At 38.7% G+C, this 24,307-nt stretch carries 23 protein-coding genes; 5 read left to right on the top strand and 18 right to left on the bottom strand.

Annotation, left to right across the window (positions count from 1 at the left end; all coding sequences use genetic code 11):
• The first annotated feature begins 8 nt into the window (after positions 1 to 8).
• Entirely contained in the window at positions 9 to 1,034 is a 1,026-nt protein-coding gene (gene tdh, locus P3L40_RS22085) for an L-threonine 3-dehydrogenase (protein WP_164456219.1), read from the top strand.
• Between the two features lie 61 nt (positions 1,035 to 1,095).
• On the opposite strand, the gene P3L40_RS22080 is transcribed toward tdh, so the two are convergent.
• Together P3L40_RS22080 and envC are read right to left on the bottom strand one after the other, a co-directional pair.
• Positions 1,096 to 2,160 (bottom strand): divergent polysaccharide deacetylase family protein, encoded by a 1,065-nt coding sequence (locus P3L40_RS22080; RefSeq protein ID WP_210852770.1) that lies wholly within the window; start codon positions 2,158 to 2,160, stop codon positions 1,096 to 1,098.
• A gap of 48 nt (positions 2,161 to 2,208) precedes the next feature.
• Complete coding sequence (gene envC, locus P3L40_RS22075) at positions 2,209 to 3,498, bottom strand: murein hydrolase activator EnvC (RefSeq protein ID WP_036959090.1); 1,290 nt, start codon at positions 3,496 to 3,498, stop codon at positions 2,209 to 2,211.
• A 433-nt stretch (positions 3,499 to 3,931) separates the two neighbouring features.
• Here envC and P3L40_RS22070 point away from each other — a divergent pair, with 433 nt between their 5' ends.
• The 4 genes from P3L40_RS22070 (at position 3,932) to cysE (ending at position 6,994) form a co-directional block, all read left to right on the top strand.
• Positions 3,932 to 4,369 (top strand): rhodanese-like domain-containing protein, encoded by a 438-nt coding sequence (locus tag P3L40_RS22070; RefSeq protein ID WP_004265159.1) that lies wholly within the window; start codon positions 3,932 to 3,934, stop codon positions 4,367 to 4,369.
• 275 nt (positions 4,370 to 4,644) lie between these two features.
• A complete protein-coding gene (gene secB / locus P3L40_RS22065) occupies positions 4,645 to 5,121 on the top strand; it encodes a protein-export chaperone SecB (protein WP_004906947.1) in 477 nt (158 codons plus the stop codon).
• On the top strand, positions 5,121 to 6,149 hold the full coding sequence (gpsA, locus tag P3L40_RS22060; protein ID WP_110592793.1) for an NAD(P)H-dependent glycerol-3-phosphate dehydrogenase: 1,029 nt from the start codon (positions 5,121 to 5,123) through the stop codon (positions 6,147 to 6,149). Before secB ends, gpsA begins: the two co-directional genes overlap by 1 nt.
• 23 nt (positions 6,150 to 6,172) lie before the next feature.
• Complete coding sequence (cysE, locus tag P3L40_RS22055) at positions 6,173 to 6,994, top strand: serine O-acetyltransferase (protein WP_153674037.1); 822 nt, start codon at positions 6,173 to 6,175, stop codon at positions 6,992 to 6,994.
• 31 nt (positions 6,995 to 7,025) lie between these two features.
• Here the strand turns inward: cysE and P3L40_RS22050 are convergent, their stop codons facing one another.
• The 16 genes from P3L40_RS22050 to P3L40_RS21980 all read right to left on the bottom strand — a co-directional run bounded on the left by P3L40_RS22050 (position 7,026) and on the right by P3L40_RS21980 (position 24,272).
• The gene (locus P3L40_RS22050; protein WP_004265164.1) at positions 7,026 to 7,205 is read right to left on the bottom strand and encodes a hypothetical protein; all 180 of its coding nucleotides are present in this window, start codon (positions 7,203 to 7,205) and stop codon (positions 7,026 to 7,028) included.
• Between the two features lie 110 nt (positions 7,206 to 7,315).
• Positions 7,316 to 7,819 (bottom strand): tRNA (uridine(34)/cytosine(34)/5-carboxymethylaminomethyluridine(34)-2'-O)-methyltransferase TrmL, encoded by a 504-nt coding sequence (trmL, locus tag P3L40_RS22045; RefSeq protein ID WP_096863620.1) that lies wholly within the window; start codon positions 7,817 to 7,819, stop codon positions 7,316 to 7,318.
• Between the two features lie 159 nt (positions 7,820 to 7,978).
• A complete protein-coding gene (gene galE / locus P3L40_RS22040) occupies positions 7,979 to 9,004 on the bottom strand; it encodes a UDP-glucose 4-epimerase GalE (protein ID WP_210852768.1) in 1,026 nt (341 codons plus the stop codon).
• 17 nt (positions 9,005 to 9,021) lie between these two features.
• On the bottom strand, positions 9,022 to 11,100 hold the full coding sequence (locus tag P3L40_RS22035) for a polysaccharide biosynthesis tyrosine autokinase (protein ID WP_210852766.1): 2,079 nt from the start codon (positions 11,098 to 11,100) through the stop codon (positions 9,022 to 9,024).
• 35 nt (positions 11,101 to 11,135) lie between these two features.
• Positions 11,136 to 11,564: a protein tyrosine phosphatase gene (locus tag P3L40_RS22030; RefSeq protein WP_164565655.1), complete on the bottom strand. Its 429-nt coding sequence runs from the start codon at positions 11,562 to 11,564 to the stop codon at positions 11,136 to 11,138.
• Positions 11,565 to 11,569: 5 nt separating this feature from the next.
• Entirely contained in the window at positions 11,570 to 12,715 is a 1,146-nt protein-coding gene (locus P3L40_RS22025; protein ID WP_210852764.1) for a polysaccharide export protein, read from the bottom strand.
• A gap of 48 nt (positions 12,716 to 12,763) precedes the next feature.
• Positions 12,764 to 13,711, bottom strand: a complete 948-nt coding sequence (locus P3L40_RS22020; protein ID WP_109912514.1) for an NAD-dependent epimerase/dehydratase family protein — start codon at positions 13,709 to 13,711, stop codon at positions 12,764 to 12,766.
• A gap of 15 nt (positions 13,712 to 13,726) precedes the next feature.
• Positions 13,727 to 14,473 carry a glycosyltransferase family 2 protein gene (locus P3L40_RS22015; RefSeq protein WP_210852762.1) on the bottom strand — a complete coding sequence of 249 codons (747 nt, stop codon included), beginning with the start codon at positions 14,471 to 14,473 and terminating at the stop codon, positions 13,727 to 13,729.
• 15 nt (positions 14,474 to 14,488) lie between these two features.
• Positions 14,489 to 15,655 (bottom strand): nucleotide sugar dehydrogenase, encoded by a 1,167-nt coding sequence (locus tag P3L40_RS22010; RefSeq protein ID WP_210852759.1) that lies wholly within the window; start codon positions 15,653 to 15,655, stop codon positions 14,489 to 14,491.
• A 46-nt stretch (positions 15,656 to 15,701) separates the two neighbouring features.
• Positions 15,702 to 16,703, bottom strand: coding sequence for an NAD-dependent epimerase (locus P3L40_RS22005; protein ID WP_210852758.1), 1,002 nt, complete (start codon positions 16,701 to 16,703; stop codon positions 15,702 to 15,704).
• Positions 16,704 to 16,735: 32 nt separating this feature from the next.
• Positions 16,736 to 17,761 carry an EpsG family protein gene (locus P3L40_RS25175; RefSeq protein WP_210852756.1) on the bottom strand — a complete coding sequence of 342 codons (1,026 nt, stop codon included), beginning with the start codon at positions 17,759 to 17,761 and terminating at the stop codon, positions 16,736 to 16,738.
• Positions 17,762 to 17,883: 122 nt separating this feature from the next.
• Entirely contained in the window at positions 17,884 to 18,705 is an 822-nt protein-coding gene (locus tag P3L40_RS22000; protein ID WP_210852754.1) for a hypothetical protein, read from the bottom strand.
• A 4-nt stretch (positions 18,706 to 18,709) separates the two neighbouring features.
• Positions 18,710 to 19,804, bottom strand: coding sequence for a glycosyltransferase (locus tag P3L40_RS21995; protein WP_210852753.1), 1,095 nt, complete (start codon positions 19,802 to 19,804; stop codon positions 18,710 to 18,712).
• A 41-nt stretch (positions 19,805 to 19,845) separates the two neighbouring features.
• Positions 19,846 to 21,072, bottom strand: a complete 1,227-nt coding sequence (locus P3L40_RS21990; RefSeq protein ID WP_210852750.1) for a lipopolysaccharide biosynthesis protein — start codon at positions 21,070 to 21,072, stop codon at positions 19,846 to 19,848.
• Between the two features lie 85 nt (positions 21,073 to 21,157).
• Positions 21,158 to 22,333 carry a hypothetical protein gene (locus P3L40_RS21985; protein WP_272693278.1) on the bottom strand — a complete coding sequence of 392 codons (1,176 nt, stop codon included), beginning with the start codon at positions 22,331 to 22,333 and terminating at the stop codon, positions 21,158 to 21,160.
• Positions 22,334 to 22,835: 502 nt separating this feature from the next.
• Positions 22,836 to 24,272, bottom strand: coding sequence for a capsule assembly Wzi family protein (locus P3L40_RS21980; RefSeq protein ID WP_210852746.1), 1,437 nt, complete (start codon positions 24,270 to 24,272; stop codon positions 22,836 to 22,838).
• Between the last annotated feature and the right edge of the window lie 35 nt (positions 24,273 to 24,307).

Raw genomic sequence — 24,307 nt, 5'->3', positions numbered from 1 at the left:
GGTCTTTTATGAAAGCACTGTCCAAACTGAAAGCTGAACCAGGTATATGGATGACAGATGTTCCGAAACCGGAACTCGGGCACAATGATGTGATGATCAAAATTCGTAAAACTGCGATTTGCGGTACGGATGTACATATCTATAACTGGGATGAATGGTCGCAGAAAACCATTCCTGTCCCAATGGTTGTCGGTCATGAATATATAGGGGAAATTGTTGCGATTGGGCAGGAAGTCAAAGGCTTTAAAATTGGTGACCGAGTGTCAGGGGAAGGGCATATTACTTGCGGCCACTGCCGAAACTGCCGTGGTGGCCGTACTCATCTTTGCCGCAATACGATTGGGGTGGGGGTTAACCGAGAAGGGTGTTTTGCTGAATATCTGGTGATCCCTGCATTTAATGCTTTTAAAATTCCCGATAATATCCCTGATGAAATAGCGGCTATTTTTGACCCATTTGGCAACGCAGTTCATACGGCTCTTTCCTTTGATTTAGTGGGGGAAGATGTGCTGGTTTCAGGTGCTGGCCCTATAGGTATCATGGCGGCTGCAGTGTGCCGACATGTGGGGGCCCGTCATGTTGTTATCACGGATGTGAATGACTATCGACTTGAATTGGCGAAAAAAATGGGTGTTTCCCGTGCAGTGAACGTTAGTCGTGAAAATTTAAAAGACGTGATGACTGAGTTGGGGATGAAAGAAGGTTTTGATGTTGCACTGGAAGTTTCTGGTTCACCAGCAGCTTTCCAGACCATGTTAGACACCATGAACCACGGTGGCAGAATTGCACTATTAGGAATTCCCCCTGCTTCGATGGCAACAGATTGGAGCCAGGTAATATTCAAGGGTCTGTTTATTAAAGGAATTTACGGCCGTGAGATGTTTGAAACATGGTATAAAATGGCGACACTCATTCAATCTGGTTTGGATTTATCACCGATAATTACCCATCAATTCTCGATTGATGAGTTCCAAAAAGGCTTTGATATCATGCGTTCAGGCCAATCTGGTAAAGTGATTTTAAACTGGGATTAAATTAATTATCTCGATTCCCCTTTTTGGCTTTTTTGAACCAAGAAGGGGAACCGAAAATGATCTACTGCTGTTGCTTGAAAAGCGGGCGCTTTTGGGCTCTATCGCCCTGTACCAACAAAGGTTGTAAAGCCTTATCGTTATAAATACTCTCAACCACAAACATAATAAAATCAATCCCCTGTGGCTTAGAAGGCGGTAATGTAAACTCACATATACCGAGTTCTTGCGGAATAATCACATTTTCTGGTTGGCTAGCCGCTTCGGGTTGCACAACAGTAGCATCTTTGGTTGGTGGTGTTTTTATTTCATCTTGTACTGCTTGCTTAGTTTGCGGTTGTGTCGGTGTCTTTTTCGCTTCTTCAGATAACATTCTTAATGATGTTGGTTGTTTAGTTGAAGATTGAGGGCTAAGCAGAGCACTAATGGCCACTAACTCGACATCAGCAGGGAGTTGGGCAAGGTATTTTTGTAAGGCGCGTACGGTAGATGGGTGTGGATGGCCAATTGCTACCGCACTACCGTGTTTGCGCGCATAGGCAACGGCTTTATTCAATTGAGTGCGCGTTTCTTCTTCCGATTGGTGGTTATCAATAAAAATATGGCGACGTAACGTGGGAACGCCGTATTCTTTGGCGGCATTACCTGCTTGGGTATTCCCAATGGTTACGCTATCGAGGAAAAACAAGTTTGACTTTGACAGGCTGCGCATCACGTTCTGCATACCGGGTAAGCTTGATGTCATCTCGCTCCCCATATGGTTATTCATCCCTTTTGCATAAGGAACTCGGGTTATCGCATTTTTAATAATACGGTCAATTTCCTCTGCACTCATTGATGGAGCTAATGTGTCTTTCTCTAGCGGTTGTTTGCTCAATGGTTTCATTGGCATATGGATGAGAATATCGCGCCCTTGCTGATGGGCTTTTTCTGCGACTTCACGGCCATGGGGAGAGCTCGGTAAAATTGCAATAGTTACCGCAGGGGATAACGCTAGAATTTGGTTGTCTTCTTTAACGCGATAACCAAAATCATCAATCACAATCGCCAATTTTGCCGCACTCACCGGTAGACACATCATTAATAATGACAAAACAATGAGTGGTCGAACGGGTAAGTGCTTCAGCATAACGTTATCCTAATTAATTGAATTTAAAATTTATCGCCCTAACTATATTTATCGGCCTAACCATGGACGTGGGTTTACGGTTTTACCTTGTCTGCGGATTTCAAAATAGAGTGCTGGTCGCTCTTGGCCGCCACTGCTACCCACTAAGGCGATCGGCTGCCCTGCTCTAACCTCTTGGCCGACATTCACTAAGGCGCTCTGGTTATAGCCATAGAGGCTCATATCGCCTTTACCGTGTTCAACGACGACAACTAGCCCATAGCCTTGTAACCAGTCAGCCAGTAGCACGCGCCCATCGGCGATAGCTTTGACTTGGGTTCCTTCATTAGCCGCGATAACCATGCCTTTCCAACGTAACTCGCTGGAAATGACATCCCCATAGTTATGGAGTAATGAGCCGCGAACAGGCCAAATAGCTTGCCCAGCAGGGCGCCCTAAACCACCTGTACGTGACATCAGTGAGCGTTCACTTTCAGATGGTTTATAGGTTGAGCCTTTCTGTTTGGCTTGCCGTTCTTTTTCAGCCACTTGCACGCGAATACGTGCCGCTTCTTTGGCTTCTCGCTCTGCTCGGGCTTTGGCTTCACGTTCAGCGCGGGCAATCTTATCGCGTAATCTCGCTTCGTTTTGTTTTAGAACAGCAAGATTTTTTTGGTCTTCTTTTAATGTACTTTCAAGGGCATTTAGGGTTTTTTGCCGCGAAGCGCGTGCGTTATCCAGCTTACGCTTTTCTTGTTGTTGGCGTGCCAGCGTTGTTTTTTGTTCGGCTTGTTTTTTTTGTTCGAGTTCTTTTTGTTCTTGTAATTCTTTAGTGGTTTCTTCTAAAGCAACAATATTTTTTTCACGCGCCTGATTTAAATAGCTGTAATAGGCCAAAATACGTTCTTCTCGTTGGCCTTCTTCACCTTTGAACATTAGGGTTAACCCTTGGTGTTTACCTAACCGAAAGGCCGCATCTAGTTGGTCAGCTAATAATTTCTCTTGTTGTTGTTTTTTGGTTTGTAGCTGCTTGATATTGCTATTTAAGGAAACAATTTCTTTATCTAATTGTTTTAGCTGGTTTTGAGTCTCATGTAGGCTACGACCAGCCGCAGAAATACTTTGTTCTTGTTGTTTGAGTTGCTCAAGTAGTGCTGAGCGCTTGGCTTGTTGTTCTTTTACGCTTTTCTCTTTTTCAGCAATACTTTTGAGTAAATCATGTAGCTGGCCTTTATTTTCAGTGATCTGGTTGGCAAACACAGTTTGTGTTGGGGCGAGAACAAGCAGCCCTAACCCAAAGAGAGCGCTAATAGCCTGACGAATAAATGAAATTTTCATTCGATAATGTGTATTGGCCATCGTGATAAATCACCTCAATTAAATGCAATAGCTGATTATTTCATCTGCAAGTGATGGTTTCCAGCACTGTCTAACAAATAGTATTGAAAACATTTATAAATTCGGATTTTTGCCCTGAACTAGAACTATATTAAGTTAAATAATACAGTTTTATTATCACTGATTTATTTTGTATAGCCAGTATTCAATACTTTTTTCTTATTCACTGCCTATTTGAAGCACGACTTAGACCTGTTTCGCACGTTTATGTTAAAATATTTGCGTACCGCCTCGAAACAGAAACGCAGTTTTTCAGTGAACAGTGTTAATTTTGCGTGCCTTAGCGCAAAAAAAACAAGCGAGTTTGCGGGAATTGGCTGTAATTAGCTCAACACAAAGGTATACTCAGAACCCTTTGATATTTGTTTTTAACTAACGGGAGTGATTGCCCCCCATGATCCAAGAAATCATGCAATTTGTAAGCCGGAACATGTTATTGAGTCTGGTTTGGATAGCGCTATTAGTGGCTGTGGTTGTTATGACCTTTAAAGGCCTTTTCTCTAAAACGAAAGTGATTGCTCGTTCACAAGCGATTACACTGATTAATAAAGAAGAAGCGGTTGTTGTCGATTTACGTTCTCGTGACGATTTCCGTAAAGGGCACATTATTGATTCTATTAACTTAACACCGTCTGAAATTAAAGAGAATAATTTAGGTGAATTAGAAAAACACAAACAGAAACCAGTGATTATCGTTTCTGCAAGTGGTATGGAATCAGGTAAACCTGCTGAACAGCTGGCACAACACGGTTTTGAAAAAGTCTTTGTCCTGAAAGAAGGGATCTCTGGCTGGGCAGGTGAAAACCTTCCTTTAGCTCGTGGTAAGAAGTAATTATCTGGTATCGAGTTGCCCCCAAGTTATATGCGCAACGAGTAATTTGGGGAGCACAATGCAGAAAATTTTTCTGTAGCACAATGCAGCGAACACCTCAGTAGCTCAGAATAACAGGGTTTCCCTTAAATTATTTGGGCTACAGGTAGGCAGCAAGTGAAGATATCCAAGGAGCATACATCAGTATGTGACTTGGGTAGCACAACGCAGCGAACACCCCTGTAGCTCAAAGAATAACAGGGAAAATTCATATGGAAGTTAAAGGTACATAAACTATGTCAGAACAAAACAACTCAGAAATGGTCTTTCAAATTCAACGCATTTATGCAAAAGACGTTTCATTTGAAGCACCTAACGCACCACACATCTTTCAACACGAGTGGCAACCAGAAATCAAATTAGATTTAGATACTTCTTCAACTCAGCTGTCTGAAGGTGTTTATGAGGTTGTTTTACGTGTCACGACTACGGCAACTTTAGGTGAAGAAACAGCTTTCTTGTGTGAAGTGCAGCAGGCGGGTGTTTTCTCTATCGAAGGCATTGAAGGTACTCAAATGGCACATTGCTTAGGTGCATACTGCCCGAACATCCTGTTCCCATATGCACGTGAAGCGATCACTAGCTTAGTGGGCCGTGGTACATTCCCACAATTGAACTTAGCGCCAGTTAACTTTGATGCACTGTTCATGAATTATTTACAGCAGCAACAAGGTGAACAAGCGCAGAACTCAGAAGCTCAACAGGACGCTTAATGAATACTGCTTCAATGACAGTGATCGGTGCCGGCTCGTACGGCACCGCTTTAGCCATTACGCTTGCACGTAATGCACATCAGGTTGTGCTATGGGGCCATGACCCAAAACACATTCATCAATTAGAACAAGACCGCAGTAATCAGGCGTTTTTGCCTGGCGTTTCTTTCCCTGATAGTTTATCTCTCGAAACGGACTTAAAACGCGCCGTTGAGTCGAGCCCCAATATCTTGATTGTAGTACCGAGCCATGTTTTTGGTGATGTACTAAAACAAATCCAGCCATACTTACGCGCAGACTCCCGTATTATTTGGGCGACTAAGGGCTTAGAAAGGGATACTGGCCGTTTGTTGCAAGAAGTGGCACGTGAGGTATTAGGCAATGAAATTCCGCTGGCAGTACTTTCTGGCCCGACATTTGCGAAAGAATTAGCCGCAGGTTTACCAACGGCAATTTCCGTGGCGGCAAGCGATAGCCAATTTGGTGATGATTTACAAAAATTATTCCATTGTGGTAAGAGTTTTCGCGTCTATAAGAACCCTGACATGGTTGGAGTGCAACTGGGTGGTGCCGTAAAAAATGTCATCGCAATTGGCGCAGGGATCTCCGATGGTATGGGGTTTGGTGCGAACGCACGTACCGCATTGATTACCCGTGGTTTAGCGGAAATGAGCCGTTTAGGTGCAGCTTTGGGAGCAGACCCTGCAACTTTTATGGGGATGGCAGGCTTAGGTGACCTTGTGTTAACCTGTACCGATAACCAATCCCGTAACCGCCGTTTTGGCATGATGCTAGGCGATGGCGTTAGCGTTGAAGATGCAGAAAAAGAGATTGGCCAAGTGGTTGAAGGCTATCGTAATACCAAAGAAGTTCGCGCACTGGCTGAGCGGGCAGGTGTTGAAATGCCAATTACTGAGCAAATTTATCAAATCCTCTATCGCCATAAAAATGTGTTAGAGGCAGCGCAAGCCCTATTAGGGCGTGCGACGAAAGATGAAATTGCCGATATGCCAAAGCTGCATGATTAATAAAAATAGATAGGTGAGTGATTATGTCGCGTGAAGAACTGGATAGAATTTGGGGTTTCATTAAAGATGAAGCGAAGTCTCTTGCGGACTGCGAACCACTTCTTGCCAGTTTTTTTAACGCGACATTATTAAAGCACGACAATTTAGGCAGTGCGCTCAGTTATATGCTAGCTAACAAACTGAGCTCACCTATTATGCCTGCTCTTGAAGTGCGCGAAATTGTGGAAGCCGCTTATCGCAATGACGAAAGTATGATTTTCTCTGCGGCAATGGACTTAGCGGCGGTTCGCTTACGTGACCCTGCCGTTGATAAATACTCCACGCCATTATTGTACTTAAAAGGTTTTCACGCCTTGCAAGCCTATCGCATCGGTAATTGGCTGTGGAAAGAAGGCCGCCAAGCGCTGGCGGTTTATTTGCAAAATCAAATTTCTGTTTCTTTCGGTGTCGATATCCACCCAGCCGCCCGTATTGGTTGTGGCATCATGCTTGACCACGCAACGGGTATTGTAATTGGGGAAACGGCCATTGTCGAAAATGATGTCTCAATTTTGCAATCCGTCACATTAGGCGGTACTGGGAAAACCTGTGGCGACCGCCATCCTAAAGTAAGAGAAGGGGTGATGATTGGCGCAGGGGCAAAAATTTTAGGCAATATTGAAATTGGCCGCGGTGCAAAAATTGGCGCAGGTTCTGTTGTACTTCACCCCGTTCCACCACACACCACAGTAGCCGGGGTTCCAGCACGCATTGTCGGTAAACCAACCAGCGATAAACCGTCCTTAGAAATGGATCAAAACTTTAATGGCATTATTTGGGGTTTTGAAGATGGGGATGGGATTTGAGAGAGTTAATTATTTCTGAAACTCGTTATGCCTATTTTTCAAAGATCTTTCTTTTGAATATGTTACCTGCTTTAAACTGAGCAATAGATTTTTTTAGGTGTTCAGCATTGGCTGGAGAATATAATAAGTAGGCGGTTTCTGTCAGTTTACTATCACTATTTACAGTTTCAGTAGTCGTATTTTTAATTTGCTTTTTAAGACTAATTTTCACCTAATCTCCTCCTTCATTATTTAATGAGAAAATAAAAGCTTATTTTCATAAATCGAGCTGTAATAGGATTCAAAGAATCGGAGTCCATACTATACAGCTCGAATATGGCATTAATCTTTCAATAACGCCCCTGCATACCCCAACTGCCTCCATGCCTCAAACACCACGACTGCCACAGAGTTGGATAAATTCATACTGCGGCTATCTGCCAACATCGGAATACGAATTTTTTGCTCCATTGGCATGTTATCTAGCACATAAGGCGGTAGCCCCCGGGTTTCAGGGCCAAACATCAAATAATCATTTTCTTGATAGCTAACATTACTATGACTTGGTTTACCTTTAGTGGTTAAGGCAAACACACGGGCACCACTTTCAGATTGGTTATTATCTGGGTTCAGCCCTTCACTTTTTAAAAAAGCAAAATAATCATGATGGTGTTTGATATCGGCAAACTCGCTATAGTCCAACCCTGCACGGCGTAGGCGTTTATCATCCCATGTAAACCCAAGAGGGTGAATAAGATGTAAATCAAAGCCAGTATTGGCACAAAGGCGAATGATATTGCCAGTATTTGGCGGTATTTCTGGTTCGAATAAAACAATGTGTGGCATAACGTTAAGCTGATATTTGTGATAATAAATGATGGGAAGAGTTTACGCGCAAATGGGTTTGTTTTCATGTGGAACTTTTATAGCAGCCGTAAAAATTATTTGTACCCTGAAAACCAAAAACGAGCCATAAAGGCTCGTCTCTGAAATAACTCGTTGAGGTTAGCTGTTATAACCATTAGGGTTCATCGACTGCCAACGCCAGCTATCATTCACCATATCTTGAATAGAATACTGCGCTTTCCAGCCTAGATCTTTGAATGCTTTGTCTGGGCTAGACCAACATTCCGCAATATCACCAGGGCGCCTTGCTACAATCTCATATTTAATGGGCTTACCTGCCGCTTTTTCAAAAGCAGTAATAATTTCCAGCACACTTGTGCCAGTCCCTGTACCAAGATTGTAAACATGTAAGCCTGCTTGCGGGCTAACTTTATTCAGCGCGGCAATATGGCCATCAGCCAAATCCATCACGTGAATATAGTCACGCACACCAGTACCATCCGGTGTTGGGTAATCATTACCAAATACCATCACTTGTGGGCGGCGGCCTACAGCGACTTGGGAAACAAACGGTGCCAAGTTATTCGGAATCCCTTGCGGGTCTTCACCCATGGTTCCAGATGGGTGTGCGCCAACAGGGTTAAAATAACGCAGTAAGGTCAGTGACCAATCATCTTCCGCAATATATAAATCCGAAAGTATACGCTCAACCATATACTTACTGGTTCCGTATGGGTTAGTGGTTCCACCAACTTTGGAGTCTTCTGTTAATGGCACTTCTTCAGGGTCACCATAAACGGTAGCGGAGGAACTAAAAATCAGGCTCTTAACACCTGCTTTTTTCATACTTTCCACTAATACCAATGTGCCATTGACGTTAACATCATAGTATTCAATTGGTTTTTGTACCGACTCACCAACAGCTTTCAACCCAGCAAAGTGGATGACTGAATGAATTTGATGATTAGCAAAAATGGACGCTAAAATTTGCCCATCACGCACATCACCTTGGTAAAAGGTTGGCTTAACACCTGTGATAGCTTCAATACGGTTAAGCACTTCAAGGTTAGCATTATGCAAGTTATCTAGAATAACCGGCTGCATCCCATGCTGGATCATCTGTACACAGGTATGGCTACCAATGTAACCAAGGCCACCCGTGACGAGAACTTGTTGATTATTCATCTCAATATTCCTGAGTCTTAATATTCGTAATGGTAGTTATAGTCGTCAGACCTTGCATCAATACCATTCAAGATCACACCGGTAATGTCGATATCATTTTGCTTAAAGCGTTTCAGTGATAGATCAACATCTTTCACGGTATTCACACCGTAGAAAGCAATCAGTAATGAAGTACCGACATACTTACCAATAATCGCTGAATCAGTAATTGCTAAGATTGGTGCGGTATCGATCACCACAATATCGTATTGGTTTTTGACTTTATCTAATAACTGCTTAAAGCGCTCGCCCATTAATAACTCAGAAGAGTGAGTAACATTTTTACCACGACAAATTACATCGAGGTTTTCAATCACGTTGGCATGAATAGTTGGCGATTCTAAGCTTTGCTGTGACAAATATTCAGATAAGCCTGCTTTATTGTTTAACCCAAAGGCTTTGTGCAAACGGCCTTTACGTAAGTCGGTATCGATTAATAATACTTTCTTACCCGCGTTAGCCAGTACCACCGCCATATTGGAGGTAACAAAACTTTTCCCAACACCCGGTGACGCACTGGTGACCATAACTAGGTTGTTACCTTGGTTCATCACCGAGAAGTACACGCTGGTACGTAATGAACGGATAGCTTCGACAGCTGTATCTGCTGGGTTTTCTATTGCTAATGGGCTCTTATTACCAGCTTCAATCAGTTTTTTCTCATGAGCAGAGAATGGGATAGTGGCATAGACGTTGACACCCAATGCATCAATGTCTTCCGTGCTCTTAATTTTATTATTAAAGAACTCACGGGCAATCACATATGCACAGCCGATAATAAAGCCAAGGATAGTGGCGAGAACAACAATCAATGATTTTTTCGGTGCCACTGGTTTTGGTTGGGATTCAGCAGAGTCAATAATACGCACATCCGCCGTAATACCGGAGTTCAACACACTCAGCTCTTGTTGTTTAGCCACTAATTGGGTGTAGATGGCCTGTTCTGCTTCAACATCACGGGTTAAACGGACGATTTCTTGTTGGGTATTGGGTAACTTTTGAATACTTTTACTGATTTTTTCTTTTTCACGTAACAACTGTTGGCGTTTATCTAACAGGGACTGATAAGCGGGGTGGTTACGGGTATATAACTGCTGAATCTCCACCTCTTTAAAGGTCAATTCATTAAGTTTTTCTTCTACCTGTAATGCACTGTCAAGAGCGGCTTTGGCTTCTAAAGAGAGGTCAATGGATTCATTCTTTTTACGAAAGGCATTGAGCTGGTTTTCGTAGTTATCTAATTTCTTTTTAATCGTAGGTAAGTAGTCATCTAAAAAAACAAGCGTATTGTTAGTGACTTCTTTTTTACGTTCGGTATTTTGGTCAACATAGTTTTGGATAACACTGTTGAGGATTTTAACATTCTCAGTTTTATCCGCCCCTTTAATGGCTAAGCTGATAATACCAGTGCCTTTCCCGACTTCAGCGATGGTTAGGGTGTTGCGTAAGTCTTCAATGGTGGAGTAACGGGCATTTTTGATTAATGAAAACTCTTCGCCAGCTTCAGCCGTGAAACTGGAAATCAATAAGTTAATTTCCCCTTGTTTGAGGACTTCACCTACTTTACCTTGTAAGACTTGGCCATCTACATTGAGGGAATAATTGTTATCCCCTAAATAAGTTAGGGTAAATGGCTGGCCAATTAAGTTTTCAGGTAACTGAAATAGGGCAATATGAACGGGAGCCACTTCACCCAGTAATTTACTGACAAAGCCTTCAGGAGCTGCTTGAGTGTCAAGGTTCAGGTCTGCAACGGTTTTACCTAACACCATGCGGGACTTGATAACTTCAATTTCAGAGTCGACTTGGTTATTGCTGTTACCAAATGGCATAACATCACTCATTTGGTCAAGTAATGAAACCTGGCCTAATTTGTCATACTGTAAGGTCGCATTGGCTTGGTAAATAGGGGTTGCCAATAGGCTATATGCCACTGCAACAGCAGCAAAAAATACGGTAAAAAACCCAATTTTAATCGTGTTGGATTTCAAAACTTTAAACAGAGCGAGCAGATCGATTTCATCTGAGGCAGGGGAGCTATTTTTTTGTGTGTTCATAATAGGTTAAATGTTAAGTCATCCAATAAATAAAATTAAATTTTGCCTTGCCAAGCAATTGCGGCTTTTTCCATCAACTGGTAAACATGTTCAAACATTTCATCGCTGCGTTTATGCGGGTCAGGGATTTCGGTTTTATTGACCCATTGCCCAAATAACATCACTTTACCGCGTGTTTCAGGAAACTGTTGGTGGATTTTAGCAATATGATCGTTTTCCATCACTAGGATTAAGTCTGCTTTATGGCATATTTCGCTAGTTAACCGACGTGATTGATGGTTTTCAAGGGAAAGCTGATGTTGCTCGGCAATCCGGATGGCGCTGTCATAAGCGGGCATGTCATTTTTAGCGATAATGCCTGCAGAGTGGACAGTTTTTTTGGGAAAATAGTGCTGCAATAAACGCTCCCCCGTAGGAGAGCGACAGATATTTCCCATACAAACAACGAGAATATTATTAAACATATGGATTACCAGTCGTGAATACGCTTGGTACCTTCGGTTAACTGATTATATGAAGCGATAGTTGGTAATAATTGAGTGATTAGACGGTTCCAACGTACCACAGGGGCTGCGGTAACATACACTAAGTCATAAGGTTGTAATTTAAATTCAGTTCCCATCACGAGTGAGGTAGCATCCGATAAGTCTAACTGATAAACCGCGGCCATTTTTTTCGGTAATAGTGCTTCGAGCTCTTTGTCTTCCGCTGGCTGGTTTTTAATTGGGCGAATAACAAATACGCCTGTTGCATTAGCGGTTGTTTGGTTGAGACCGCTTGCTTTGCTTAATGCTTCAGTAATACTCATACCTGCGCGATCAATAGTTAAGGTCGTTGGTTGACCGACTTCACCCATCACAAACACTTTTTGGCTATCATTACGTGGCACATACAACACATCACCTGGTAGCATCAGGTAGTTTTGAGTTAAATCGCCGTACTGAACTAAATCTTGTAATGACACTTTAATTTCTTTGCCATTACGGGTAAGCACGACATTATCCCAATCGGCTTTCTCAGTTAAGCCACCGGCATTATTAAAGGCTTCTAAGATAGTGAGTGGAACGTTAGTGATAGGCAGTGTACCCGGTTTGGCCACTTCACCCGAAACATACATTTTTTGCGAACGGAAGGCGGCAATACTGACATCCACTTGTGGGGATTCGATATAGGTGGCTAAGCGGTTACTGATTAGGGTACGGATTTCAGTGACGGTTTTACCGATAACTTTGACTTTACCAATATACGGGTAGTAGATAGTCCCATCGGAATGTACCCAGTTACCGGAGTCTTGCGCACTACGGTAAGAACCCGCAGGGATAGTCAATTCAGGGTGGTCCCAAACCGTAATGGTTAATACATCACCTGCACCCACACGGTATTCATAGTGAGTCAGTTGTTTTTCTAACTGTGCATTGGGCTTAGCAATGGTAGGTGCAGTGTACATATCATCCAACAATTTTGGCGAAATTGGGTAGATATCAACTAATTTGGTAATGTCACGGTCACCCGTATCAACCACATTTTTGCCCGAGGTTGATACATAGGCGCCGGGGGTGACGGTGCAGCCTGTTAATGCGGTTAGCATAAGTACAGCAACAGAAAGACGCTTCATAAATACACTCTATCCCTATAGCAATATGGTTAAAGGCACTCGCCTATTTTATTTGAATTCGTATTGAACTGTATTAGCGATACCTTTTTCCAGTGTAACTGGTGGTGTAAATGAGGTATCAGCAATGTAGTTTGATTTAAATTGTGTTCTTGCACAGAATTTTTTCACTCTAATACTGCTGACAGGAAACTCTTTACCTGTCACTTTAGAAAGAATGTCGAAGCAGTAACCGCCTAATATTCCGATTGGATAAGGAACTCGGATATTTGATTTTGGTTTATCTAACGCACCACAAATTACAGTGGTTAGTTCATTCATAGTAAAGTCAGGTTTATCAATATAATTGAAAACATGTTTTCCAGTTGTAAACGTGGTCGCAAAATAAATAAATGCAGCGACATTTTCAACATAAGCCATCGATTTTTGGTTATTCCCTGCGCCGATCATTAAGAAACGGCCTGAAGCAATTTGGCGGAATAAATTATAAACGTTACCACGGTTATTTTCACCAAAAACAACCGTTGGGCGTATGGTGACTAAAATATTATCCGCTGACTTGGCTTGCCATGCATCATAGACATATTCGGCTTCAAGTTTTGATTTGCCATAGTCATTAAACGGATGGTATTCACCGTCTTCGCCAGTTTCTTTTTCAACAAAGCCATAAACAGCGACAGAAGAGGTAAATACAATATGTTTAATGCCAAGCTGTTCAGCCACATCACAGACATTTTTAGCACCATCAACATTCACTTCATAGTACAGGCTAATTGGGTGCACATTATCTTTATGTTGAGCAGATAAATTAATAATAACATCACTGCCTTTTAATGGCTCAATAAGTGTTTCAGGTTTGGTCACATCACCAAATTCCCATTTTTCAGGATGAGCTTCGCTTTTTTGAATATCAACAATTTTGAAATCGATATTTTGGGACTTTAATTGATTAGAGAGACGGGTGCCGATAAAACCGGAACCACCGATGATAGTTAGCATAGTTAATCCTGAGTTTTATTTCCTGATTATGCCTTTAATGGCATAGCCAATAAAATATTTAGTTGATTTTATGATATTAAAACTTAATTCCTGGCGGTAAAATTTCCATTGATATTTTGCAGCGTCAATTTTATTTTGAGTCATACCTGAGTCAGTTCGATAGTCGGCAAGGACTTGAGGGCAACAGTAAGCAGTATGGCCTTGGGCTAATATTTTTAACCATAAACCCATATCCTGTCTTTTCCGTATCAGTGGCATAAATTGCTTGCCTAATATTTTTGTGTCATAGATGGCAGTTAAGCAACCAATAACATTGCAATAAAGTAATTCATTGTATGTTACGGTATTTGGAGGAATAACGAGTTTGCCTTTCCCTTCTTTTGTAAACTTTTGATATTGGGTATATGACAGAGAGTGATTTCCTTTTATCATATGTTTCAATTGCATTTCCAATTTATTTGGGCGCCATAAGTCATCACTATCTAGAAAAGCAATAAACCGCCCTTGAGCTGCTTCTATACCAGTATTTCTAGCTACCCCTGCACCGCCATTTTGTGCTAACTGAATAAGTTTGATTCTGTTATCACTAAATGAATTAACAATATTAATCGAATTATCTGTAGATAAATCATCAATAATAATTAACTCAAAATGAGGATAGGTTTGGTTTAATACAGAATTAATTGAATCTTTAATATATTGCTCTGCATTATAGCAAGGCATAATAATAGAAACTAATTCTTGGGTTACAGTTTCAGACATCTTATCGCCATTGAATTAATCATTACCAAATAAATCGCGGGTATAGACTTTCTCTGCCACATCTTCCAGCTCAGGCACCATACGGTTGGCTAGAATAATGTCGCTTTCTGCTTTGAAAGTGTCGAGATCACGGATAACCTTCGAATGGAAAAACTCTTCTTCTTTTAAAACCGGCTCATACACCACCACTTCGATGCCCTTGGCCTTGATGCGCTTCATTACACCTTGTACCGCCGAGGCGCGGAAATTATCAGAGCCCGCTTTCATGACTAAGCGATAAACACCGACTTTACGTGGTGCTTTAGCAATAATTGCATCGGAAATAAAGTCTTTGCGGGTACGGTTCGATTCCACAATGGCGTTAATCAAGTTATTTGGCACGTCATCGTAGTTAGCTAGCAGTTGCTTGGTATCTTTCGGTAAACAATAACCACCGTAACCGAATGATGGGTTGTTATAATGGCTACCAATACGTGGGTCTAAAGAGACTCCCTCAATAATTTGGCGGGCATTTAAACTGCGGCTTTCTGCGTAGGTATCGAGCTCATTAAAGTACGCCACACGCATGGCTAAATAAGTGTTGGCAAACAGTTTAATGGCTTCGGCTTCGGTTCCATCGGTAAATAACACGGGCACATCTTTCTTAATTGCGCCTTCCAGCAACAAATCTGCAAAAATTTTCGCGCGCTCTGAACGCTCTCCCACCACGATACGGGAAGGATGTAAGTTATCCCACAAAGCACGCCCCTCACGTAAAAATTCAGGAGAGAAAATCACGTTGGTATAACCAAATTCTTCACGTAAGCGCGCGGTAAAGCCCACAGGAATAGTGGATTTCACGATAATCGTCGCTTGCGGGTTAATTTCATTCACATCATGAATAACAGATTCAACCGATCTTGTATTGAAGTAATTGGTTTTTGGGTCATAGTCGGTTGGCGTTGCGACAATGACGTATTGTGCACCGGTGTAAGCTTCAGTTTTATCTTCTGTTGCGCGAAAATTGAGGGTCTTTTCCGTTAAAAACTGCTCAATTTCTGCATCAACAATGGGTGATTGATGGCTGTTTAACATCGCCACTTTTTCAGGGATGATGTCCACCGCAACCACTTCGTGGTGTTGTGACAGTAACATGGCGTTAGATAAGCCGACATAGCCAGTGCCTGCAATTGCTATTTTCACGATAATGACCCCTCAAAAATTGTTTATTAGAAAGATGGAAATATAATTAATTGCGGTAATAAGAACGATACCAATCAACAAAGGCTTGAACACCCTGTTCAATAGACACTTGTGGGCGATAACCTGTCACGTTAAACAGGTCTTCAGTATCTGCCCAAGTGGTATACACATCCCCTGCTTGCATTGGTAAGAAGTTTTTAATCGCATCTTTACCCAGCGCTTTTTCTAGCGCAGAAATGAATTCTATTAACTTCACTGGTTGACCATTCCCAATATTGTAAATACGATATGGCGCGCTGCTTTCTGTTTGCGAGGTCGAATAATTTTTGGGGACTGCTTGTGGAATGATATCTGAAATTCGGATCACACCTTCGACAATATCATCAACAAAAGTGAAATCACGGCTGAGATTGCCGTTATTATAGACATCGATAGGCTCGCCCGCCAAAATAGCTTTCGTAAATTTGAATAAAGCCATGTCTGGGCGCCCCCATGGGCCATAAACCGTAAAGAAGCGCAGCCCTGTAGTCGGCAACTGATATAAATGTGAATATGAGTGCGCCATTAATTCATTGGCTTTCTTTGTTGCTGCATACAGTGAGATAGGATGATCGGTCGGCATGTCAGTAGTAAATGGCGCGTTATCTGTCACACCGTAAACTGAGCTAGAAGAGGCATACACTAAGTGTTTCACTTTGGTTTGGCGACAACCTTCAAGAATAGCTAAATGGCCTGTTAAGTTGCTATCTGCATAGGCAAACGGGTTTTCTAATGAATAACGCACACCCGCTTGTGCAGCGAGATGGATCACTTTATCAAACTTTTCTCGTATAAAGAAAGAGTTAATCGTTTCTCGGTCGACTATATCGATTTCATTAAATATAAAGTTAGAGCTATCTAATAGGGCAGATAGCCTTGCTTCTTTTAAAGAAACATCATAATAATCATTCAAATTATCAATACCAATAACTTGATGACCTAATCGACAAAGTTGATGACTAACCATACTACCAATAAATCCAGCAGCCCCAGTTACCAAATATTTCACACAGGTTTCCTTAATTAGTTAATGTTAAGATATTAATTAAAAATTATACTTCTATATATAAACTCATTTTTGGCCAGAAAAGTGACTTTTGCAAAATATGGTGCTGAAATATATAAAATATAAAAGCATATAGAAGCTGAGCCTCGCTTAGAAAAATAGATTCCAACATAATATAGTGGGAATATAATGAAAAACCAAAAATAACTAGATATCCTTGAAAGAATGGCTATGTCTAAGCTCATTAAGAATGACCAATAGGTAAATGAAAAAATTAATATAACAAAGGAAAAGTAGCTAGATTCATAATTATTTCCATTATTCTTTTTATATAAATAGTAAAAAAATAGTAGTACAGGAAGGTAATACATTTTCGTCACTATTGTTATATAATTACCTTCTTCGAAATATTTACTCCCTATATAAGATGTAAACCTAAGGCCAAGACTCTCTAATATTGTTGGGGTATATACAGCAATCAAGAGATAGAAAGGAATAGATATTATAAATATAGAGAAATAATGACGAAACTTATATCTATGGATAAAGGAAAATGCTATTAAGCCAAGGAATATGAGTGCTGTTGAATGAAAACAAGTGGCTAAAAAAACAGATATTATGAACTTATAATATTTTTTCTCATATAGAAAAATAGATATCATAGGCAATAAAGTAAGTGCGGCATACTGTCGTATTCCATTCATTTGGTTGTGCAGGATATTAGTTACAGTAAAAAAAATAAAAAATAACAACCAAATTATAAATCCACGTTTCTTTATTTCTTTGAAATAATAGAATGTAAAGAAAGATTGAACAAAAGAGAAAACAAAAAAAATAGATTGAGATGGGAAGTTAAAATAATTTAATATCAAATTTGCATAATAGAAAAAATACTCTCTTGAGTTGAAGTATTTATCCATTACCCACTGATTTTCATATATATGAATATATGAAAAGTAATCTGATCCTACATTGAACTGAAGAGATGAAAGCAAAAAATATGCTATAAATGGAGGTAATAGAATAATAAAGTTTATCTTATAGCGTTGTATAGTGTACATGTACAACGTGCAAAAAAAACATAAAACCAAGTAGATCATCTCGAGGCATCCGTGAGAAATAGAATAAATATAAATTACGGTTATGTTGTTATTTTAACAATCTCTATAGCATTTTAACTACATTACTTATTAACTTCGATGGAGCCTTTTAGCATTTGGCGCAAAAATTTAAGTAAAGATAGTTTATGTTGATAAATTTTATGTTTTTTAATGGAAAAGGCTAGTATCATTATGTAGTTTAAAGGGAATGAAAATACTTTGCTTAACATAGCCCCTTTAGCTATTATTTTACCGCTATCAGTATAAAAATCACTACCACTTGAGACAGGAGGGTGAGTGCATATTTGTGCTGGATAATAAATGACTCTACCTTTTTTTGTAATAATATCATTTAAGAATATAAATTCTTCACCTGATGGATATTTACTGCCAAGACCAAAACGAGCATCAAACTGTATTTGATGACTATTTATAAAGTCAAGGTCGGCTAAAATTTCAATACTACTAACTTTGGCAATACTAAGTTTTGTATGTTTGTAAGGTTTACTTTTGTAATTTTTAAAAAAGCCTGTTTCTGTACCAACTACAGCTGTTAAACATGCCAAATTTTTATTTTTCATGATATTAATAGCTTCGAGTAAACCTTCCTTTACTAAGGTAACATCATCATCACATATGTAAATATAATATCCTTGCTTAGCGAAGTTGTCACTCGCCATTTTTATCGCGTTGTTTCTATTATTAGAAAGACCTGGTATTAATTGTTCTCCCCATATAGCGGTATCACCAAAAAGAGAGATAATGTGTGATTCATAATCTGCATCAGAACGATTTTTTTCACCTTGGCATGAAATAACATATCTGATATTTTTATCTATTGGGAACTGCTCTGGTTTTATTTTATCTAATCGATTGAATAAAGTTGAGATAGTAATTATTAACATATTATTAAGAGTCCATTAGCTTCATGTAAGAATGGAACACTGATGATTCACTGTAAGTAGCTCTCATTGATTTTGACGTTTCGCTATTGTTTGGCTCAGTAGAGAGAGCTTTCAATTTTTCACAAAAATCGTCAATGTTATTATTTTGATAGGAGGTTCCGGTTTTTAATTTATTTAGGAGCGCGACTGAAGTTGTTTGTGTATCTGATACAATTATTTTTTTATTTAAAGCAGCGGCTTCTAAAAGTGCATTTGATAAACCTTCATATAAAGAGGGAAGAACAAAAATATCACACGCATTTACTATTGATATGGGTTTTTTTTGAAAACCTAGAAAAATTATATTGTCAGAGATTCCTAAACTGTCAGCTTTATGCTGAATTTCCTCTCTTAACGGACCATCGCCAACTAGATACCATTTTACTCCACCATAATCCTTTATATATTTTGCAACTGCTTCAACCATGAAAAGATGATTTTTTTGAGGATGTAGTCGAGCTACTGTGACTAAGTTTAAATAGTTACTATTTAAATTTAAACTTACATCAGTTAATTTTTTGGAATTTAATTCTATGTTTTCAAAATTGATTGGATTAGGAATGACTTCTATTTCCTTAGACAACTTAAAAGATTGAATGAGATCTGCTTTTATTTCATCTGAAAGTGCAATTATCTTATCTGCATAATGATATGAAAATCTAATTAATCGATTCTTTATCTTCTGCGGTAGTTTATTTTCTTTTTTTAATTGAAGAGAAATGGTATTTGCTTCACGAATAATCATTTTTGCATTTGAAAAAGAAAAATATTTAGATAAGATCATTATAAAGCAACTTTCTTTCATAGTTGTAAAAATTATATCTGGTTTCGTTCTTCGTATAACAAAAGGCATTTTAAAAATAGAAAACCATTGACTTTTAATGTTTAAATCTGAGTACTCGATTTTTTTATCTAAAATTTCTTCTAAAACACCTCCACCTAGGGATGTAATTAGATTTACAGAGTATCCATTATTAGCCAAAAAATTTGCAAGGCGTACTGTGACTGATTCTGCCCCTCCACAGTTTAAATTTGGTAAATATATTAATATGCTTTTCATGTGTGCCCCGTTAACTCATGTTATATTCATTGATTAATGATTTAAAAAACAGTCGGTTTAGCTGATTTTAAATTTTGATATACAGTTAAATAATCAATAAAGAATAAAATTCTTGCAATTGTAACTGCGATTGCCCCACCTAATAAACCGTAATAGTAAATCATAATAATGACAATAATTGCAGAGATAATTGAGACTCTTAAGGATATATTTCTATATAATTTGTCGTATCCATTTGGTAGAAAGTACCCTTGGCTAATAGCATTAGATAAGCCTATAAAAACAATACCTATACAAAGAATAAATAAATACTGATTAACACCAGAAAAACTCTTGCCAAGAAAAATTTGTAATGCCCACTCCCCTATAAAATAAATTAATATGGCAGGGATAATAGATACAACAAAGTTTGTTATAAGTAGTTTATTAACGTGGTTATTTTTCTGGATTGTGATTATAGGATATATTGCTTTCGCTATTACATTCTGTACGGTAACAATCACAGATGATAAGCGTGAAGCAATAGCAAAGCTAGCAAATTCAGCAGGAGTATATATGGTTCCTAGTGCAATTGTAGGAATTGAATTGTATAAATTAGGTGCTAATAACCCTAAAAACACATCTCTTCCTTCTAGAAAGGAGCGATTAAGTTTGCTTAAGGTTGGTAGTCCGATATTATAACGACTATGTGCAAGGTAACTTAATAACAAGCCGCCTAATAGCATTGGAAGACATAATGAGGTAATTACTATAAACATATCATTTGGAGTTTTAACAAAAAGTATTATAACAGTTAAGTTAGCTAGCTTAACTATTAGAGATACTCTCATTGCTATATCAACAGCTCCAATACCTTGATAAAACCACAATGGAGTTAGCGCATATCCAAGTAAATATGTAAATATAGCAAAAATCATATAATGAGCTACATTTTTTTCTGTAAAAAATAGACAGTATAGAATCACTATCATGCTATAAAAAAAATATAAAAATAGCCGTAACCCTTGTGTTTTTCTGTATATGTAATTTATTTTTTTTGGATTGCCACGGTTTCTAGCTAATAGTCTGACTGAAGTATATTGAGTGCCATAATCTATAATAGTATGACCAAAATATAATATAGTAAGGAGCAACATATAAATACCGTATTGGCGAGGGCCTAAAGCTCTAGTCAATATAGGCATTGTTATAATTGGGACTAATAATCCTAAAATATCTATTGAACCAAAGCTAAGGATATTTTTTATTACTTCTTTCTTATGAGACATTTTTATTTTGATTATATAGCAGTGATTATATTTGATATATTTTAAATTGAAAGTACTAGTTTGTTAATGTGAATCATATTTTCTGTTAAATGCATTTGATTTTTTTGATTTTTTTGATTTTTTTGATTTTTATTAAAAACTGGTAAATTGAATAAGCGTATTCATCTTCTAATGTACAGTTTTTTTCTTTTCTGATGATATCATTTGAGTCGCTTACTTGGTAGTAAAAGTCCGAATTTAATTGTGTATATGGGCCAAAATGAGTTGCTTGGTATTCAATGCAATGATAATTACCATTATCTAGACTTATAACATCGATAGATACAAATGGGCTATTGATTGTTTTTCTTATGTCATTACAAAAAATTAACAAATTATCGTCGGGTTCTATAAAATTAAATAATCCGCTTCCACTTGCCCTAAAATCATTCTCTCTGACTTTTCTTTCTAAAACATATAAATGATCCCAGAACACTAAAACTTTATAGTCATATTTTAAACCATTTATAAATGATTGTAACACATAAGGAGTTTTCTTTTCGTAATATTTTTCTGCTTTGATATTATATTTTCCAGACGCTAATCTCCTTATCATTTTTTTTGTTAACTTAGCTAAGTTATATATTGATAAGTTGATCAGATTTTTATTTTTTATTATTTTTTCAATGTTTTTTTTGCTTTCAACTAGATACACGCCACTGCTTCCAGAGCCATCTATTAGTTTAAATACACTTTGTTCTTTAACATCTTCGCTGTCGATAAGATAGTCCTGTTTGACTAAGTTTATATCGTTACCATTATTATATAGGAGTGATTGAATACCTTTATTCTCATGAGCAAAATAGAGTTCTAAAGATGTTACTAAATTTTCATTTTTATTTATAAATAAGGATAGGACAATGTCATTCAAATATTTTTTTATATGTTGGTTTTGATGGCTTGTGATCCAATAGTAGCTATTTGGCTCTATTCCATTATTTATCAAATCATGCAGTTCGATTATTTCAGTCTCTATATCTTTATTATTTAAAGTACTCTTTATCTTTAATATATCTAGACTACACTCAGTTTTTAAATGTTGCCCAAAATAATTATTAAATGTGACGATATATAACATTTCTAAAAGAACCTCTAAAAAATTATAGTAATTTTGATTATAAATGTTATGGGTATTATAAATATAACCATAGCTACCGCACTGGGTTGTCGGGTCCCAGAGCACCATTGAATTTGTAAATGCATACTTATTAATTGAAAACATTGCATTTTTTGCTAACTTGTTCAATTGATAAGCATAGCTTATTGTTTTTTGACTGCCAAAGGGTATGCCTCAGCATTTATTTGGTCAAGTAAAAAGCGCTTAATAATACCATTAAAGCTAGTTACTGACTATCACTGTGATAGTGTTAGGGAATAGTCCTAAGGGGAGTAGCAATACAATAAATTATTTTAAATTATCAGGTTATAATCCTATTCTTACGCCTTGTATGTGATTATATATTTAAGTTAAGTTATTCCTTGTATATCATTGCTTTTAGTGTGGGTTTAATAAAAACGAGATGCTTATATCTCCATATTTATCCTAATTTAGAGTAGTAATAGATTAATAAAATGCTTAATTGATCATGTTAATTCACTTGGCAATCGGTAGAAATTATATGTGTAATATATTTTTGACTAGGATGACAATTTTTTTTGGATAAAAAAACGGATTATGCCAAAACATAACCCGTTTTCGATTAAATATACTCAATGTGTGCCAATTACCACTTAAACGGCACGTTTACTGTAACGGCTGCACCTAAGTCATTGCGTGTTTCGTAATCAGTTTTAGATACCCAAACCTTCGCGTCAGTGCTGATGTCATAGTCAAAGTTATGCCACCAACCGAAATCAACACCTTTGATGGTTTCTGATTTAGGGAATAACTTGTTGCCATCAAAGTTAGATTTATTCACTTTCGCATACATGAGGCGGGTGCTAACACGGTTGTCATCATCGAGAGTGTATTCCACTTTGGTCGTGAGCATGCGCCCGTCACCGCCCATTGCGTGGCCTAGTGATGCACCTTGTTGGTAATAGCCATTTTTGTAGATAAAGTGGCGATACATTACGCCATCTTTGTCCCACTCTGTATGGGTGTTCGCACCTTCAATATACCAATTCAGTGGCTGGCCCCATAAGGTGTGGTAGCCTTCGATACCGCCCATAAAGGCGTTTTTCGATGGGAAGAGGTTAGCCTCGTCTTCACCGACCATTTGGCCATATAAGCTGACAGGTAGGTCGACTAATGGGTAAAGTTTTAGTTTGAAATCTAAACCGGCTAACTGGTTACCTGGGTCTTTGTTTTTGTCGCCTGTATTATCTTTGCCGCCCATGGCATCCCAGAAGGAATCCCAGTTATTAGGGCGGCCATCGCCTCCCCACATGACCACGCGTGAACCACCGAGTTCGAAGAAATCAGTTGGGTTCATGGTCATGCGCAGGCCAATCAGTTTAGTATTTTTGGGATCATACTGTTTGAATTGTGCAGCTGTTAACTGATATTGCCATGAACCAATCCAAGAAAGCCATGGTGTTTCAAATGGGCTTTGGTCTGCACGCTGAATTAAGAAGCCGGTCATAGGGCGTGCGGCATCAGTTCGAATTAAGCTGCCGTCGTGGCCGGGGCCCCACCATTGTGGGATCTCACCAAAAGTTACCCACTGGTTCCAAATTTTTACACCACCGTATGAACCATTGAGGTTGTAATCAGAACCATTTTCAACACGTAAAGCACGTTCGCCATTCGCGGTGAGGTTTAAGTCTACATCGTCAGTGCTGTAGTTACCTGAAACGGTATAGCGAATATCACTATATTCACTTTGAGCAAAGCCTTGTGGCATTGAGTTGTGGCTAGATGCAAGGTGAGTTTCTAGTTGAACACTGTTTTTCTTACGGTCAAGGTTCTTTTTAATGCGCTGAATAATGGCTTCTTGTTCGCTATTAGTAATATTTGCATTATTTAAAGAACGTGTGATTTCTTCTTGGGACAGTGGCCAAGTAGATAAGCTAATTTGAATAACGTTACGTTCAGAAAGCCAAGCAAGGTCACTGCGTAAGTTGTTATCTGGTAGAACTAATCCCCCTGCAATGCTTTGTGCACTGATGTTTCCGAGCACAGCAAGTATTGCTAGCTTAGTGAGCTTGAAATTTTTCATTGATAAATCCATTTGAAGTTGAGTTCGCCTAATAT

Source organism: Providencia sp. PROV040, from assembly GCF_032706145.1.
Classification (GTDB): Bacteria; Pseudomonadota; Gammaproteobacteria; order Enterobacterales; family Enterobacteriaceae; genus Providencia; species Providencia hangzhouensis.
This window is presented reverse-complemented; position numbering and strand designations above follow the sequence as displayed.